We start from the raw sequence: 15,848 nt of genomic DNA, 5'->3' as shown, positions 1-15,848 counted from the left end.
CAGGTCGTGATGGGTGTGGCGGGCCCGCCGGTAGGCGGGCTCAGGCCGCCGCGGGCGCGTCGGCGAGCAGCCCCGCGTGGCGGGTCCGCAGCTCGCGCTTGAGCACCTTGCCGGTGGGGCCGAGCGGGAGGTCCGCCGGCTCCCGGGCGATGACCACCGCCGCCAGCCGGGCCAGCCCGGCCGTGGCCAGCTCCTTGTTGGCCTTCTCGAGGATCGCCGCCTCGCTCCAGTCCTCGGCGTCGGCCTGGAGCTGGACCACCGCGATCGGCGCCTGGCCGCCGTCGGGCGCCGGCACGCCCACCACCGAGCAGTCGCGGACGACGTCCGCGCAGTCGGCGATCAGCACCTCCTCCAGGGGCAGGCTGTAGACCGGCCCGGCGCTGGTGTCGATGACGTCCACCGTGCGGTCCAGGTGGTAGAAGTTGCCGTCCGCGTCGCGGCGGGCCACGTCGCCGGTCAGCCAGTAGCCGTTCAGCTCGAAGCTGCTGGTCAGCCGCGAGTTCTTCCAGTACCCCGGGGTCCGCGACGGGGTGATCACGCCGAGCAGGCCGACGGTCCCGTCCGGCACCTCCTCGCCGCTCTCGTCGAGTACGGCCGCCCTGATGACCGCCTCCTGCGGCCTGCCCACGCAGCGGTCGTTGCGCGGCGTCTCCGGGGTGGTCAGCCCGCCGAACAGGGCCATGCCCATCTCGGACGAGCCGAGCCCGTCGACGAACTGGGAGCCGGGCAGCGACTCGCCGGCCGACTGGTCCGGCGGGAGCAGCCACGCGGCGACCAGCCCGGCCGGGCGCTCGCCCAGCCGGACCAGCCGGCGGATGTGGCCGTAGTGCGCCGAGTCGCCGGTGTTGAACCAGGAGTGCACCTTCGCCGCGCCCCTGACCGGCAGCTCGCCGGTGGCCAGCTCCACGAACGTGCGCGGGAACGAGGCCAGCATGGTCGGCTGGAACGCCTCCATGACCGGCTCGACCACCACCCGGCGCCAGTCCGACATCACCACGGTCGGCAGGCCGAGCAGGACCGCGGTGAGGAAGTAGCTGAGCCCACCGGCGTGGGTGTGCGGCATCAGCGACATCAGCCGGTCGTACGGCTCGGCCGGGAAGCGCACCATGCGGGGCTGCTTGCCGTCCCAGAAGCTGCGGTGGCCGAGGATCGTCGACTTCGGGGTGCCGGTGGTGCCGCTGGAATGGATCAGCGCGCACACGTCGTCGGGCGCGTGCTGGTACGGGTACTTCTGCGGTGGCAGGGGCGCGCCGGCCGCGTCGAACGCCTGCACCTCGGCGGTCAGCGCGAGGAACCGGGGCCGCCGGGCCGGGTCCGCCCGGTACGCGGAGGCCAGCCGGGTGGTGTCGTCGGCGACGATGCCGACCACGCCCACGTGGTCCAGGTAACGCTTCAGCACGTCCGGGCGCATCGCGTCGTTGACCATCGCGGGGATCGCGCCGAGCGCGGTCAGCGCCAGGTAGTGCAGCAGCGGCTCCAGGCCCTCGGCCACCACGATGCCGACCGGCTCGCCGGGGCGCACCCCGTTGGCCCAGTACCACTTGGCGTACCGGTCCCGCAGGTCGGCCAGGTCCTGCAGGCTGTATCCGCGCAGCACCACCTCGCCCCGGTGGTCGGTGCCGTGGGTGTGGACGAACGGCACGCTCCGGTTGGGGTTCATCCGTACCGCGTAGTCGAGGAAGTTGCCGGCGCCGAGGCCCGGCTCGGTCATGAACCGCTGCCGCACGGGCAACGGCGCGAGGGACGTGACGGTCATCGTGTTCTCCCAACGGCTGGAACGGACAGGATCTGGTTGGCCACCCGGTGGCCGGCGCGGATGGCGCCCTCCATGAGCCCGAAGAACTCCGTGCTCGTCTCGGTGCCGGCCCAGTGCACCCGGTGGTGCGCGGCGATCAGGTGCGGGCCGTTGCGGACCCAGTCGCCGGGCCCGGCCAGCGCCGCGTAGCAGCCGCGGCTGTACGGCGCGGACACCCAGTCGGTCACGTGCACGCCGATGGGCGCCGGCAGGTCGGGGAAGAGCGCCGCCACCTGGTCCACCGCCTCGGCCCGCTGGGCGGCGGGGTCGAGCGCGGCGAAGCGGAGCGCCTCGGCGCCGGTGACGAATCCGGTTAGCACGCCCACCGCGCCGTCGGCGGGGGAGTCGTCGACCGTGGACAGCAGCGGGCCGCGGGCGCTGACGGACCAGCCGGACAGGCCGGCGTCCCGCCACAGCGGCGCGGCGTAGACCAGGTGGACCTTGACCGCGCAGCCGGGCCGGGTCCGCCGCCCGGCCCGGGGCGCCGGCAGGCCGGGCCGGTACTCGATGGCGTCGGCGAGCAGCGGCGGCACCGCCACCACGACCGCGTCGCCCCGGTACGCGGCGTCGTCGGTGTGGACCACCGCGGCGTCGGAGTCCTGGTGGATGGCCTGGACCGGGCTGCGCGGCCGCAGCCGGTCGCCGAGGCCCGCGGCGAGCGCCTCGCAGAGCTGGTGCGCGCCGCAGTCCACCCGGTCCTGCTGCGCGCCGCCCTCGAACGCGTTGAGGTAGTTCAGCCCGCCGCCGGAGCGCAGGTAGAACGCCATGTGCAGGACGGAGACGGCGGCCGGGTCGGCGGCCATCATCTCGCCGAGGAACAGCGGGAAGAACAGCCGGGCGTCCGGGTGCCGCAGCGTCCGCTCCGCCCACTCGGCCGCGGTGAGCGCGTCCAGGTCCGCCGCGCCCGGCGTCAGCCACGGCGCGTCCGGCCGGACCCGGGCGGTCACCGCGTCCAGCTCGTCGAACAGCTCACCGAGCGCGACCGCGTTCAGCGGCGGGAAACGCCCGTCGCGGGTCCGCGTCCCGCCGCCCAGCGAGAAGCGGCTGGCGCCGAGCATGGTGGTCGACGTGGTCTTCAGGCCGAGCCGGTCCAGCATGGCGTGCAGCGCGGTGTGCCGGTCGCCGAGGTAGGCGGCCCCGGCGTCCACCCAGCTGCCCGGCGCCACCTCGATGCCGCGGGTCCGGCCGCCGACCCGGTCCCGGGCCTCCAGCACGGTCACGTCGGCGCCCGCGGCGGCCAGGTCGGCCGCGGCGGTCAGCCCGGACAGGCCGGCCCCGACGACGATGACCCTCATCGGCCCGCACCCGCGATCGTCCGCGCGAGCCCGGCCGGGGTGGGCGCGAGCAGGAAGTCGTCGATGGTCAGCTCCACCCCGGTCTCCCGGGCGATGGCGCTGAGCACCCGGGTGGCCAGCAGTGAGTCCCCGCCCTGGTCGAAGAAGTCGGTCTCCGGACCCACCTGCGGTGCGTCCAGGACCCGGCTGAAGATGCGCTCGACGGTGTCGACGGTCATGTCATGCTCTCCCTGGTTCGGCGGCGGTCGATCTTGCCGCTGGGCGTGTGTACGAGGCCCGGGACGACGCGGATCCGGCTCGGCACCAGGTGCGCGGGAACCCGGCCGCGCAGGTGCTCGGCGATGCCGGCGGCCAGCCCGGCGGTGTCGGTCGGGGAGCGGGGCACCACCCAGGCGGCCAGCACGGTGTGGTCGGCGACCGCGAGCCCGGTCACCATCACCGCGGCGACGCCGGGATGGCCGGCGATGTGCGCCTCCACCTCGGCCGGGTGCACCCGGATCCCCCGGATCTTGATCTCGTCGTCGGTCCGGCCCTCGTGCCGCAGGACGCCGGCCGCGTCGCGGCTGACCCGGTCGCCGCTGCGGAAGAACCGCCGGCCGTCCACCGTGGTGAAGCGTTCCGCGGTGGCCTCGGGAAGGCCCCGGTACCCGGCGGCGAGCGACGGCCCGCCGACGAGCAGCTCGCCGTCGGCGGTGACGTGCTCGACCACGTGCGGCAGCGGCCGCCCGATCGGCACCGGCGACGCCGGTTCCCGCAGTTCGACCGCGTGCGTGATCAGCGTCGTCTCGGTGCAGCCGTACGTGTTGAGCAGCCGGGCGTGACCGGTGCGCAGCGCGAACCAGTCGGCCAGGCGGGCGGGGTTGGCCGCCTCCCCGCCGATCACCACCAGGCGGACGCTCGCCGGCAGCGCCGCGTCCTCCTCGGCCAGGTAGGTGACCAGCTCGTGCCAGAACGCGGTCGGCAGGTCCAGCACGGTGATCCCCTGCCGCTCGACGGCGCGCAGGAAGCGCGGGAACGAGCCGGTGTACGCCTCGTCGTCGAAGACCAGCCGGGCGCCGCCGGTGAGGGCCGGCAGGATCTCCTCGAAGCAGGTGTCCCAGTTGAGCGAGGCGAACTGGAGGACGCGGTCGGTGGGGGTGATGCCGAACAGCGCCCGCAGGGCGTCGACGGTCGCCGCGATGGCGTTCCTGGGCGTCAGCACGGGCTTGGGCTCGCCCGTGGAGCCCGAGGTGAACAGCACGTACGCGAGGTCGTCCGCCGGCTGGTTCCCGTACAGGCGCCGGGGCACCGGGTCCGCCGGCTGCGGCGGCAGGTCGAGGAGGACGCCGCAGCCGGCGGCGGTCAGCATCGCGTCCCGGCGCTCGGCGGGGAACCTCGGGTCGACCGGGCAGTACGCCCCGCCGGCCGCCCAGGCGCCCAGCAGGCCGACGACCGTCGTGGGCGTGTGGGTCGCCTCGACGGCCACGACGCCGGGGCGCGGGCCGAGCCGCCGGGCCGTCGCCAGGGCCGCTGCCTCCAGCTCCGCGTACGTCACGTGGTGTCCGTTGTGGACGAGAGCGGGACGGTCGGCGTACCGGCCGGCGGCGACCCGGAACCGGTCGAGGACTCCGGCGCTCCAGTGCGGGTCGCGGCCGAGGAAGGCCAGGAGCCGCTGGGCCTGGGATGCCTCGGCGCCGGCCGGCAGCGGCGGCGCGAACGTGGCGCCGGGGCGGTGCCGGCGTGGCCCGTGGGGCACGTCCCGCGCCGCGATGTCCCGGACGGCGGCCAGCACGTCCTCGTCGAAGGAGAACGGCTGGCCGGTGGCGACCGCCAGGTCCCAGCCGTGCACCAGGTAGTCGAGCAGGTGGAAGCCCACCGCCTGCCCGCCCGGGTACGTCACGGCGTCGTTGAGCTGCGGCAGCCAGAACTCCCGGTCGGGCACGCCGCCGGCGTTGAACGCGGCGACCGCGAGGTGCGCGGAGGCGGCGTAGTCGGCGCGCGGGTCGGGCCCGATGGGCGACGTCCACGGCGACCGGTCGGCGGTCTCGCCGCCGGCCGCCGCCGCGAAGCCCCGGTTCTCCCGGATCATGTGGGCGAGCAGGTCCCGGACGGTCCAGCCGGCGCAGGGCGTCGGGGCGTCCCACTGGTCGTCGCGGATCGCGGCGACGATCTCCACGCTGCGGCGCATCGTCCGCCGGTGCAGCTCCAACATGGTCAGCCCTCCACCCACGAGCGGGTCATCGCCGCGACCGCCCGGCCGTCGGGCGCGACGAGCTTGTGCCGCGCGTACTGCTCGCCCCACTGGCTCGTCATCACCCGGAACGGCGGGTCCGGGTCGTCGAGCGTCTGCACGACCACCTCGGCGACCTCACCGGCGGTCTGCGCGCCGGGCCACCGGCCGCGCGCCACCCAGTCCAGGTACCGCTCCAGCACCTCGGCGTACGGGCCGGCCTCGGCGAGCAGCGACTCCCGGGTCACCCCGGAGTTCGCGCCGAACGAGGTGTTCAGCACCGGGCCGGGCGCGACGAGGACGACGGTGACCCCCATGGCGGCCGCGGTGGGCGCCAGGCTCTCCAGGAACCCCTCGACCGCGAACTTGGCCGCCGAGTACGCCTCGTTGAACGGCTGGCCGACGATGCCCCGGGTACTGCCGATCGTCACGACCCGGCCCCGGCTGGCCCGCAGGTGCGGCAGCGCCGCCCGGGTGGTGGCGACCACGCCGAGGAAGTTGACCTCGATGTTCGCCCGGTACGTCGCCATCGGGCAGGTCTCGATCGTGGCGAACGTGTTGGCGATGCCCGCGTTGTTGACCAGCACGTCGAGCCGCCCGTGGTCGGCGACCACCCCGGTCACGCAGTCCGCGATGGACGCCTCGTCGGTGACGTCCAGGCGCCGGACGTCCAGCGCGACGCCCGCCTCGTCGGCGGCGGCCCGCAGCCCGTCGGCCCGTCGGGGGTCGCGGACGGTCGCCACGACGGTGTATCCGGCCCGCGCGGCGGCGACCGCGGTCTCCTGACCCAGCCCCGAGGACGCTCCGGTGACCAGCAGCACCCGGCTCATGACGGGCTCCCCACCGGCGCGCCGGCGGCCTCGGCGGCGGCCCGCTCCCGGTCCAGCCGGGCCTGCGTCGGCGCCAGCGGGATCCAGGCGACCAGGGCCCCGATGAGCGTCGCGCCGACCATGGTGGTCCGGGCGGCGTCCAGGATGCCGAGGCGCGGCACGAACAGCTCGACGATCACCCCGCCCAGCAGCGCCGAGACCGGGATGATGCCCCACGTCACGGTGCGGAAGTAGGCGTGCGAGACGGCCTGGTCGGCCGGGTCGACCCGGGCCTGGCGGATCGCCGCCGTGCTGACGTTGTACCAGACCATGAACAGGCCGTAGAGGGACAACGTCGCGCCCAGCACGACCGGCGCGGGCAGCGCCGGCGCGGCCAGGACGCCCAGGCCGACCAGGCTGTGCAGGAAGGCGGACCAGGGCATCAGCCGGGCCGCCCCGACGAGCCGGCTCACCCGCGGCGCGACGACCGCGCCGATCACGGCGGCCACCGCGGCCACCGACATCACCGTGCCGAGCGCGCCCACGGACATGCCCAGCCCCCGGTACGCGAGGATCGGCATCACCGTGACGAACACCGGGCCGCCCACGTTCAGCAGGGTGGTGCCGAGCACGGTGCCGCGCAGGACCGGATCGTTCCAGTTCAACCGCGCGCCCGCCTTGAGCCGGGTCCACATCGGGTCCCTGCGGGCCGGCGCGCCGCCGTACGGGCGCATCGCGCGGATGCTGCCCGCGGAGAACAGGTAGGTGGCGGCGTCCACCAGCAGCGATGCCACGCCCATGAGCTGGTACAGGCCGCCGGCCAGGGCCGGCCCGACGACCTCGGAGGCCGTGCGGCTGCCCTCCATGTTCGCGTACGCCTTGACCCGGCCCTCGCCGGGCACGATCGCCGCGATGGTGGCGGTGTAGCCGATGTTGAAGAACACCGACGTCGCGTTCGCGACCGCCACGCAGACGAACACCAGCGGGATCGACAGCGCGTCCAGCCAGTAGGCGATCGGCAGCACCGCGATCACCGCGCACCGGATCAGGTCGCACCAGATCAGCGTCCGCCGCAGCGTCCACCGGTCCACGAGCACGCCGGCGACCAGGCTGAGCAGCGGGATCGCCAGGTACTGGGCCATGCCCACCAGGCCGACCTGGAACGGGGAGGCGTGCAGCAGGAGGATCATGACCGTCGGCACGACGAAGACGTTGATCTTGTCGCCGATGTTGCTGACGCTCTGCCCGAGCCACAGCCGGTTGAAGTCCCGGCCGAGTCCGCGGCCCTCCGCGGCCGGGGCGGCCGCCGGGGCGGTCAGGCCGGCGCTCACGGCTCGTACCGCTCGACGAGGTCGGGCACCTTGCCGGTGCGCTCGTTGTGCACCAGCGCGTCCACCAGCCGCACCACCAGCGCGTCGGGGTCGCGGTGGAACATCGTGTTGGGGCCGCCGATCTCGGTGCCGAGGATGTGCTCGCGGACCCGCCCCGCCAGGTCCGGCGCCGCGTCCCGGCGCGGCACGATGAGGACCTCCATCAGGCTCGGCCGGTCCGCGTACTCGGTGATCACGAGCTGGACCTGTGCCACGCCGGGCTGGCCGGTGATCGTGCCGATCAGGGCGTCGACGTTGACGAAGTGGACGCCGCGGAACTTCACCTCGCCGTTGCGGCGGCCGAGGACGCGCAGCGCCCGGCTGGGCACCCCGCAGGTGCAGCGCACCCACTCGCCGGCGTCGCCGGTCTGGTAGCGCAGCGCCGGGTTCAGGCCGTGCGGCTTGAGCGAGGTGACGTCGATGAGCTGGTCCGGGCCGACGTGCACCAACTGGGACGGCAGTGGGTGCCAGACGTCGACGGCGCACTGCGGCGTGTTGGTGCCCACGACCCACGTCTCCGTGCTGCCGTACAGGCCCCAGCGGCGCGCGTTCGGCGCGACCGCCGGCAGGTCGTCGTCCAGGCCCGGGTTCCAGCCCTCGCCGAGCCAGAGCACGGCGCGCAGGTCGGGCAGCTTCAGGCCGACGGCCCGGGCGTGGGCGAAGATCGGCCGCAGCACGCTGGGCGTGCCGCCGATCGCGGTGACCCGGCGGTCGGCGAACAGTTCCAGCCAGAAGTCGTACTCGCCCTTGGTGATCGAGCCCAGCCCGAGCCCGGTGCAGCCGGCCAGGTCGGCGTACGCGGCCATCAGGTAGTGGGCGCCCCACAGCTTGCCCGCGCCCCACCCGTTGACGAACACGTCGTCCGGGCCGAGCGCCTTCCACTGCTCGAACACCTCGTCCATGTACAGGCCGGTCGGCGCGTAGCCGAGCTTCGGCATGCCGGTGCTGCCGCCGCTCTGGAACGTCCAGGTGGCGCCCTGCAGCGCCCGCGGCCGCAGGTGCTCCAGCGCCACGTTCATGTCGTCCTTGCGCATGACCGGCACGTGCACCAGGTCCCCGAGGCTGTCCAGGGCCAGCACGTCGGCGTACCGCTCGGCCAGCGCGGGCACCGACCGCAGCTGGGCCAGCATGCGCCGGGCCGTGTCCTGGGCGAGGGGCATGGCGGAGAAGAAGTCAGACATCGCTGGGCGCTCCCTGTGCTCGGGCTCCGTGTCGGGCGTGCGCCTCCCGGTAGGCCAGGAAGCGCGCCCTGATCAGGTCTCGCTGCGCCCGGACGACCTCCGGCGAGGTCGGGTCCGGGCAGATGATGCCGCCGTCCAGCTCGATCTCGGACAGCCAGAAGCGTTCCCCGTCGTGCAGGAAGTCCGCGCAGACGTACGGGGCCGGCACCTTCCGGGCGAGGTACGCGACGGCCGGCGCCAGCTCCGGCGGCATGGGCGTGTAGTACAGGCGGGCGCCGGTGGAGTACTGCGGGTAGAGGGCGCCGTCGCCCGGGGCGCGGACGAGCGTGGTGTGCGGCTCGCCGTCGATCAGGTGCACCCGGTAGTCGATCGTGCGTCGACCCAGGTCCGGCTGGAAGACCAGCGTGGTGTCGCCGCCCTGCGCCAGGCTGAGCAGGCCCCGCACCTCGTGGGTGTCGCGGGCCTGGTTGATGCCGCGGGAGGCGCACCAACCGGCGGGCTTGACGATCGCCGGGTAGGTCAGGTCGTCGAGGGTGCTCAGGAACTCGTCGAACAGCAGGTCCCGGCCCGCCGAGATGCGCGCGGTGGGGATGGGCGGCACCGGGCAGTCCCTGAGGAACAGCAGGGTCGCCAGCTTGTCGCTGCCGATCACGGCCATGCTGGGCGGGGCCGGCAGGTAGAAGCCGGCGTGCTCCAGCACCGCGTAGAGGGTGAACTGGTTGAACACGTCGACGGACTGGTACGGCAGGGTGTACGGCGAGGTGACGAAGAGGGTCTCGTCGGGGGTGACCCACTCGCCGTTGACGAACACCCTGGGGTGGCGCGGGTCGAGCGCGTCCACGGTGACCGCCTCGGGGGCGGTGCGCTCCCAGGTGAGGTCGAGCTCCTTGGCGACCTCCTGGTAGGTGTGCCAGAAGGCCGCGTTCCACTTGGCGGAGGTTCGGGTGGACTCCCGGTCGGGAAAGATCCAGCACATTCGCTGCAACATGGCGCCGAGCGTGCCGGCGGGCGGTGCGGATTCGCTGCGTGTCGGCTGCGCGTCCGCTGCGGCCCGGCGCCGCCCCACCCGCCGGGCAGCGGTGCGCGCGGCGTTCCCGCGGAGAGCTTTCGCAGCGGATCTGAAGCGCGCCCGGTCAGGCTGGCCGCCGAATACCCCTACCTTTCGGAAGCGGTGAGAGATGGCAGTCCAGCCGAACGTGGTCATCGTCGACGCGTATGCGCCGACCCGCCGGCTCGCGCCGGAGTTCCACCGGGCCGGCTACGAGGTGGTGCGGGTGCAGAGCACGCCCGAGCCGCCGCTGGTCTACGCCAGCAGCTTCGACCTCTCGCCGTACGCGGCGAACATCGTGCACACCGGGGACCTGTCGGCCACGGTGGACACCGTCGCCGCGTACCGGCCGGCCGCGGTCGTCGCCGGCGGCGAGCTGGGCGTGGAGCTGGCCGACCAGCTCAGCGAGGCGCTCGGCCTGCTCACCAACGGCACCGCCCTCAGCCCCGCGCGGCGGGACAAGTACCGCCAGATCGAGACCGTCCGGGCCGCCGGCCTGCGCGCGGCCCACCAGCTCCTCGTCCGGGACGCCGACCAGCTCGCCCGGTGGCACCGGGAGCTGGGCGGCCGGGTGGTGGTCAAGCCGATCCGCAGCGCGGCCGGCGACGGCGTCTCGTTCTGCGCCACCCCCGAGGAGTCGGTGGCCGGGTACCGGGCGGCGCTCGGGGCGGAGAACGTCTTCTCCGCCCGCAACGAGGCGGTCGTGGCGCAGGAGTACCTCGTCGGCCCGGAGTACGTGGTGGACACGGTGAGCCGGGACGGGCAGCACCACGTCACCGACATCTGGAAGTACGAGAAGCTCACCGCCAACGGCATCCTTGACCTGACCACGGGGCTGCGCCTGCTGCCCCGGCACGGCGAGGCGCAGGAGGCGCTGGTCCCGTACGCGTTCGAGGTGCTGGACGCGCTGGGCATCGCGCACGGCGCCGCCCACCTGGAGATCAAGCTGACCCCGGACGGCCCGTGCCTGGTCGAGGTCGGCGCGCGCATGGCGGGCCTGGACATGCCGCACTACAGCCGGGAGTGCGCCAGCGAGGCCCAGCTGGAGTGGATCGTCGACGCGTACGTGCGCCCGGAGCGGTTCGCCGCCCGCTGGAAGGAGTCGTACCGGCTGCGCCGCCACTTCGTCAGCGCGATGACCGTCTCGCCGGCCGACGGGCGGCTGCGTGGCTACCCGCTGCTGCCGGTGGTCGAGCAGCTGGAGAGCCTGGTCGAGATCCGGCCGGTGGTCGCCCCCGGCGGGCGGCTGCGCCGCACCGTCGACGACATGACCTGCCCGCTGATCGTCAACCTGCGCCACGAGGTCGCCGAGGTGGTCGAGCGGGACTTCGGCACCGTCCGGTACCTGGACGGCCCGTCCTTCTACGACGTGGAGGAATGATGGGCGACCGGCCGCACGTCGTCGTCATCCACCGTTGGCGGGCCCGGTACGCCGAGTACGCCCGGTACGTCGACCACCGCCGTACGGCGGTCACCTACGTCAGCACGGAGGTGGGCGCCTCCGCCGTCCCCGCCGACGCCGCCGGCGTCGCCCTGGTGCCGGCCACGGACGACCTGCCCTCGGTCGCGGACCGGGTCAAGCAGTTGGCGGTCGAGCACGGGCAGCCCTCGGCGATCGTGGCGCTGAAGGAGGACGACCTGCTGGTCGCGGCCCAGCTGCGGCGGGAGTGGGGCTGCCCGGGCCCGCGCCCGGAGCAGGTGCTGCCGTTCCGGGACAAGCTCGCGATGACGCGGGCGGTCGCGGGCGCGGGCCTGGCGGTTCCGGCGTTCGTCGCCGCGCGGGACGCCGACGAGATCCGGGCGTTCGCGGACCGACACGGCTGGCCGGTGGTCGTGAAGCCGCGGCTGGGCAGCTCCAGCGCCGGCGTGGCCCGGCTGGACGGCCCGGCGGACGCCGAGCGCGTGGAGTTCGCCGGCGAGACGCTGATGGTGCAGGCGTTCGACCCCCGGCAGATCTACCACGTCGACGGGTACTTCGACGGCGCGCGCCTCGGCCCGTACCGGGCGTCCCGGTACGTCAACGACTGCCTCGGCTTCCGCACCGGCACCGCGCTCGGTTCGGTCGAGGAGGACGATCCGGACCTGGTGGCCGCGATCGGCGCGTTCACGGCCCGGGTGATGGCGGCGCTGACCGGCGACCCGTCCGTGTTCCACCTGGAGGTGTTCGTCGACCCGCGGCGGCGGGAGTGCGCGTTCCTGGAGGTGGGGGCGCGGGTCGGCGGGGCGGAGATCCCGTTCCTGTGGCGGGAGGTGCACGGCTACGACCTGATGGAGACGGCGTTCCGGCTCCAGCTCGGCCGGCACCCCCGCCCGTGGCCGGCCGCCGCCGGCGTCCCGCGCGGCGAGGTGGCCGGCTGGCTGCTCGCGCCCGCGCCGGCCGCCCGCCCGTGCCGGATCACCGAGGCCACCTCGATGCTCGGCCGCGACCCCGGCCCGTACGCCGAGGCGCTGCTGCGGCCCGGCGAGGTGCTGCCCGCCGCGGACGCCTACTACGAGCACGTCGGCGGTCGGTTCCGCTTCCGCGGTGCGTGTTCCGCCGACGTGGCGGCGGCCATCGCGGTCACCGCCCGGGACTTCCGGGTCGCCGCCGAGCCGCTCTGACCCGCGTCGCTCCGGCCCGAGCCGCTCTGGCCCGCGTCGCTCCGGCCCGCGTCGCTCCGGCCCGCGTCGCTCCGGCCCGCGTCGCTCCGGCCCGTGTCGTTCCGATCCGTGTCGCCCCCGCCGCCCGGCTGAGGGATCGAGGCCCGCCGGACGACCGCCTCGCGCAGGTCGAGCAGGGCGCGGGCCAGCGCGCGGTCCGCCGGGGTGACCCGGGGCGCGTCCAGGCCCTCGGTGAGCCGGCGGAGGAACTCCTCGCCCGGGCGGGCCCGCCGGGCCAGCCAGCCCTGGGCGAACGGGCGACCCAGGGTCGCCCCGGCGAGGATCAGCGACTGCGCGAGGCGTTCCTGCCCGCGCTCGTCCGCTCCGGAGCGGGTCAGCAGCTCCGCGTAGCAGTACAGGGCGACCGCGCAGGCCAGCGGCTCGCGGCTGGGGTCGAGCAGGCCCAGGCCCCGCTCGACCAGCAGTCGCGCCTCGGCCGGCCGGCCCTGCCCGGTCAGCGCCGCGCCGAGGCCGATCATCGCGATCGGTGCCAACCGGTCCCGGCCCGGCTCGAGCAGCTCGACCGCGAGGGCCAGGTGGCCGCCGGCCTCGTCCAGCCGGGCGGACTCGCGCAGCAGGGCCAGGCCCAGCCGGGCATGCGCCGCACCGGTCGCGCGGGGGTCGTCCAGCCGCCGGGCCGCCGCCAGCGCGAGCGCGCAGCAGTCCGCGGGCAGCCGCACCCCGGCCGCCTGGGCCAGCGCCACGAACTGCGCGGTCAGGGCCGGGTCGCCGCGGCCGGCCAGCCAGCGGGCGACGGCCGGCAGGTGCGTCGACTCGGCGGCCAGGAAGGCGGCCGGATCGCCGTCGCGGAACGGCAGCCACTCGGCCGGCCCGGCGACCGGCGGGCCCGGCCGGTCCGGGTCGACCAGCCGGGCGGCGTGGTCCAGGGTGGCCAGGTACCAGCGGATGGTCCGCTCCTCGACCACCGGCCGGTCGGTCAGCTGCGCGGCGCGATGGCGGGCGTACCGGCCGATCAGCTCGTGGAACCCGTACCGGTCGGGGCCGGTCTCCAGCACCAGGTTCGCCGAGATCAGCTCGTCGAGCAGCCGGCGGGCCCGGATCACGGAGGTGCCCGCCGCGGCGGCCGCCAGGTGCAGGCTGACCGACCCGGCCGGGCTGCCGGCCGCCTCGCCCGGGACGGTTGTCTCCATCGGAATCAGGCCGAGCTGGTCGAACAGGCGGGCGGCGGCCGGGTCCACGCCCGCGTGCGTCTCGGCCAGCGCCCGCCCGACGGTCCGCCGGTCGCCGGGGACGGACAGCGCGTCCACCCGCTCCCGCAGCTCGTCGGCGAACGAGACGAGCGACTGGGTGGCCCGGGCGGCGAGCGTCGCGCCGGCCAGCCGCAGGGCCAGCGGCCAGCCCCCGCAGAGCGCGACCACCTCGGCCGCGCCCTCCCCGCGCAGCCGGTCCGGGCCGGCGATCTCGCGGAGCAGGTCCCGGGCGGCGGCCGGCGGCAGCGGCCGGAGGGTGAGCACCCGGGTCGCGTGGTGCGCGGCGAGCGCGGTCAGCCGGCGCCGGCTGGTCGCCACGATCAGGCTGCCGGCGGTCGGCGGAACCAGGGGCAGCAGATGGTCCACCGTGCCGGCGTCGTCGGCAACCACCAGCAGGCACCGGCCGTGCAGCCGCGTCCGGTACAGCGCGGCCCGCTCCTCGACGCCGGTCGGGAGTTGCGCCGCGGGCACCCCCAGCGCCAGCAGCACGGCACCCAGCGCCGCGACGGGGGAGGAGGCACTGGTGCCGTCCGAGCCGTGTAGGTCCACGAAGATCTGGCCGTCGGGGAAGCGGCCGGCCACCGCGTGCGCCCAGCGCACCGCGAGCGCCGTCTTGCCGATCCCGCCCGCGCCGGACACCATCAGCACCCGCGGTTCGTCGGCCGGGTCGGGCAGCGCGGCGGTCAGCGCCGCCAGGTCGTCCCCCCGGCCGAGGAAGTGGCCGACGCTCGCCGGCATCTGCGCGGGCGGGAGCGCGGCCGCCGGAGCGGAATCCGGTCGCGGCGGCTGCCCCGGCGGCGCGGTCCGGCCGGGTGCGGAGCTGCCCCCGAGCGCCGGGGCGTGGCCGGGTGGCTGCCCCGGGCCGGCCGCCTGCGGCGGGCCCTCCCCCCGGAGGATCATCGCGTGCAGCTCCCGCAGGTCCGCGCACGGGTCGCTGCCCAGCTCCTCGACCAGCCGGTCGCGCAGCGCGTGGTACGTCCGCAGCGCCTCGGCCTGCCGGTTGGACCGGTACAGCGCCGTCATCAGCTGCCCGGTCAGCCGCTCCCGCAGCGGGTTCGCGGCGACCGCGGCGACCAGCTCCGGCACCAGCTCGGCGTGGCGGCCCAGCCGCAGCTCCGCCTCGAAGCACTCCTCCAGCAGCGCGGCGCGCAGCTCGGCCAGGCGTACCCGGTCCGTCTCGACGCCGGGCACGGCGACGCCCTCCAGCGGCTGGCCGCGCCACAGCCGCAGCGCGTCCCGCAGCCGCTCGGCGGTCTCGGCGGTGCTGTCCGCGTGGCCGGCCTGCCGCATCAGCTCCTCGCAGCGCGCCAGGTCGCAGGCGTCGTCGGGCAGCCCCAGCAGGTACCCGGGGCCCCGGGTGACCACCGCGCTGCCGGTCTTGCGCCGCAGCGACGAGACCAGCCCCTGCACCCGTGAGCGCGGGTTGGCCGGCAGCCGCCCGCCCCACAGGTCGTCGATCAGCCGCTCGGTGGACAGCACCGTTCCCCTGGCCAGCGCCAGCAGGGCGAGCAGGCTGCGTTCCAGCGGCGCCAGCGGGACGTGCGCCCCGTCCAACCGCGCCTCGACCGGCCCGAGCAGGACCAGCTCCAACACCGCGCACCTCCCGGACCGGCTGACTTCGGCGACGTGTTTCCCTCGCGGGGTGACCTCAGGAGGCTCAGCCGCCCCCGGCGGCCGGCGGGCGGCCGGCGAGCGCGACGCTGTGCCCCCGGAACTCCGCGACGACCGTGCCGTCCTGCCGGCGCACCGTGACGTCGTAGACGCCGTTGCGGCCGTACCGGTGCCGTACGACCGCCTCGGCGGACAGCTCGTCGTCCACGGCGACCGGGTGCAGGAAGCTGATCTGGGCGCTGTGCGCGACCGTGACCGGCCCGTACCCGTTGCAGGCGTACGCGAACGCGGTGTCGGCCAGCAGGAACAGGTAGCCACCATGCGCGATGCCGTGCCCGTTGAGCATCTCGGGGGTGATCCGCAGCCGGACGGTGGCCCGGCCGGCGTCGACCCGTTCGAGGCGCACGCCGAGCGCCTGGCTGGTGGCGTCACGGGCGTACAGCTGCGCGGCCCAGCCCGGCAGCTCGCCCGGTGACCCGGTCGGTACGGTGGCGGAACCCGAATCCGTCGGCATGTCTCACTCATTCCTGCTGTTCGGCGTGCCGGGCGATGGGGCGCGTCACGAAGCCGTAAGCTCCGATCGCCCGGCAACCGTCCTGCTTGTTGCCCGTGCAGCCTGACGGTACGAGCAACGAGGCGGGCGGCGCATCGTCCCCGGTGTCCGAATAGGTGGCCGTAG

The 15,848-nt window shown here is 75.2% G+C and carries 12 protein-coding genes; 2 read left to right on the top strand and 10 right to left on the bottom strand.

What is annotated here, in order from left to right:
* Nucleotides 1-40 precede the first annotated feature (40 nt).
* Genes ACGFIZ_RS13180 through ACGFIZ_RS13145 form a run of 8 tightly spaced genes read right to left on the bottom strand, consistent with a single transcriptional unit; the run spans nt 41 to nt 9,647 of the window.
* Nucleotides 41-1,756, bottom strand: a complete 1,716-nt coding sequence (locus tag ACGFIZ_RS13180; RefSeq protein WP_393418867.1) for a class I adenylate-forming enzyme family protein — start codon at nt 1,754-1,756, stop codon at nt 41-43.
* Complete coding sequence (locus ACGFIZ_RS13175; protein ID WP_393418865.1) at nt 1,753-3,090, bottom strand: flavin monoamine oxidase family protein; 1,338 nt, start codon at nt 3,088-3,090, stop codon at nt 1,753-1,755. Before ACGFIZ_RS13175 ends, ACGFIZ_RS13180 begins: the two co-directional genes overlap by 4 nt.
* Nucleotides 3,087-3,308, bottom strand: coding sequence for an acyl carrier protein (locus tag ACGFIZ_RS13170; protein WP_347668552.1), 222 nt, complete (start codon nt 3,306-3,308; stop codon nt 3,087-3,089). The genes ACGFIZ_RS13175 and ACGFIZ_RS13170 overlap by 4 nt, the downstream gene beginning before the upstream one ends.
* The gene (locus ACGFIZ_RS13165; RefSeq protein ID WP_393418863.1) at nt 3,305-5,281 is read right to left on the bottom strand and encodes a TIGR03086 family metal-binding protein; all 1,977 of its coding nucleotides are present in this window, start codon (nt 5,279-5,281) and stop codon (nt 3,305-3,307) included. The genes ACGFIZ_RS13170 and ACGFIZ_RS13165 overlap by 4 nt, the downstream gene beginning before the upstream one ends.
* Before the next feature lie 2 nt (nt 5,282-5,283).
* Nucleotides 5,284-6,129 carry an SDR family oxidoreductase gene (locus tag ACGFIZ_RS13160; RefSeq protein ID WP_393418861.1) on the bottom strand — a complete coding sequence of 282 codons (846 nt, stop codon included), beginning with the start codon at nt 6,127-6,129 and terminating at the stop codon, nt 5,284-5,286.
* Nucleotides 6,126-7,439, bottom strand: a complete 1,314-nt coding sequence (locus ACGFIZ_RS13155; RefSeq protein ID WP_393418859.1) for an MFS transporter — start codon at nt 7,437-7,439, stop codon at nt 6,126-6,128. Before ACGFIZ_RS13155 ends, ACGFIZ_RS13160 begins: the two co-directional genes overlap by 4 nt.
* A complete protein-coding gene (locus ACGFIZ_RS13150) occupies nt 7,436-8,659 on the bottom strand; it encodes an AMP-binding protein (protein WP_393418857.1) in 1,224 nt (407 codons plus the stop codon). Before ACGFIZ_RS13150 ends, ACGFIZ_RS13155 begins: the two co-directional genes overlap by 4 nt.
* Nucleotides 8,652-9,647 carry a RimK family alpha-L-glutamate ligase gene (locus ACGFIZ_RS13145; protein ID WP_393418856.1) on the bottom strand — a complete coding sequence of 332 codons (996 nt, stop codon included), beginning with the start codon at nt 9,645-9,647 and terminating at the stop codon, nt 8,652-8,654. Before ACGFIZ_RS13145 ends, ACGFIZ_RS13150 begins: the two co-directional genes overlap by 8 nt.
* A gap of 190 nt (nt 9,648-9,837) precedes the next feature.
* Between ACGFIZ_RS13145 and ACGFIZ_RS13140 the strand changes: the two genes are divergently transcribed.
* Nucleotides 9,838-11,088 carry an ATP-grasp domain-containing protein gene (locus ACGFIZ_RS13140; protein WP_393418854.1) on the top strand — a complete coding sequence of 417 codons (1,251 nt, stop codon included), beginning with the start codon at nt 9,838-9,840 and terminating at the stop codon, nt 11,086-11,088.
* Entirely contained in the window at nt 11,085-12,308 is a 1,224-nt protein-coding gene (locus tag ACGFIZ_RS13135) for an acetyl-CoA carboxylase biotin carboxylase subunit family protein (RefSeq protein ID WP_393418852.1), read from the top strand. Before ACGFIZ_RS13140 ends, ACGFIZ_RS13135 begins: the two co-directional genes overlap by 4 nt.
* Here ACGFIZ_RS13135 and ACGFIZ_RS13130 read toward each other — a convergent pair.
* Nucleotides 12,197-15,151: a BTAD domain-containing putative transcriptional regulator gene (locus tag ACGFIZ_RS13130; protein ID WP_393418850.1), complete on the bottom strand. Its 2,955-nt coding sequence runs from the start codon at nt 15,149-15,151 to the stop codon at nt 12,197-12,199. The genes ACGFIZ_RS13135 and ACGFIZ_RS13130 overlap by 112 nt on opposite strands.
* A 64-nt stretch (nt 15,152-15,215) precedes the next feature.
* The gene (paaI, locus tag ACGFIZ_RS13125; RefSeq protein WP_393418848.1) at nt 15,216-15,683 is read right to left on the bottom strand and encodes a hydroxyphenylacetyl-CoA thioesterase PaaI; all 468 of its coding nucleotides are present in this window, start codon (nt 15,681-15,683) and stop codon (nt 15,216-15,218) included.
* Nucleotides 15,684-15,848 lie beyond the last annotated feature (165 nt).

Origin of the sequence: Micromonospora sp. NPDC048830 (assembly GCF_043198215.1) — a bacterium.
Classification (GTDB): Bacteria; Actinomycetota; Actinomycetes; order Mycobacteriales; family Micromonosporaceae; genus Micromonospora.
Note: the sequence above shows the minus strand (reverse complement) of the source record. Positions and strands in the feature narration are given on the sequence as shown.

Bases quoted from the DNA above. Each gene is read 5' to 3' on its own strand.
- ACGFIZ_RS13145 (WP_393418856.1), bottom strand. From the start codon at position 9,647: ATGTTGCAGCGAATGTGCTGGATCTTTCCCGACCGGGAGTCCACCCGA.
- ACGFIZ_RS13135 (WP_393418852.1), top strand. From the start codon at position 11,085: ATGATGGGCGACCGGCCGCACGTCGTCGTCATCCACCGTTGGCGGGCC.
- paaI (WP_393418848.1), bottom strand. From the start codon at position 15,683: ATGCCGACGGATTCGGGTTCCGCCACCGTACCGACCGGGTCACCGGGC.
- ACGFIZ_RS13175 (WP_393418865.1), bottom strand. From the start codon at position 3,090: ATGAGGGTCATCGTCGTCGGGGCCGGCCTGTCCGGGCTGACCGCCGCG.
- ACGFIZ_RS13160 (WP_393418861.1), bottom strand. From the start codon at position 6,129: ATGAGCCGGGTGCTGCTGGTCACCGGAGCGTCCTCGGGGCTGGGTCAG.
- ACGFIZ_RS13150 (WP_393418857.1), bottom strand. From the start codon at position 8,659: ATGTCTGACTTCTTCTCCGCCATGCCCCTCGCCCAGGACACGGCCCGG.
- ACGFIZ_RS13180 (WP_393418867.1), bottom strand. From the start codon at position 1,756: ATGACCGTCACGTCCCTCGCGCCGTTGCCCGTGCGGCAGCGGTTCATG.
- ACGFIZ_RS13140 (WP_393418854.1), top strand. From the start codon at position 9,838: ATGGCAGTCCAGCCGAACGTGGTCATCGTCGACGCGTATGCGCCGACC.
- ACGFIZ_RS13165 (WP_393418863.1), bottom strand. From the start codon at position 5,281: ATGTTGGAGCTGCACCGGCGGACGATGCGCCGCAGCGTGGAGATCGTC.
- ACGFIZ_RS13170 (WP_347668552.1), bottom strand. From the start codon at position 3,308: ATGACCGTCGACACCGTCGAGCGCATCTTCAGCCGGGTCCTGGACGCA.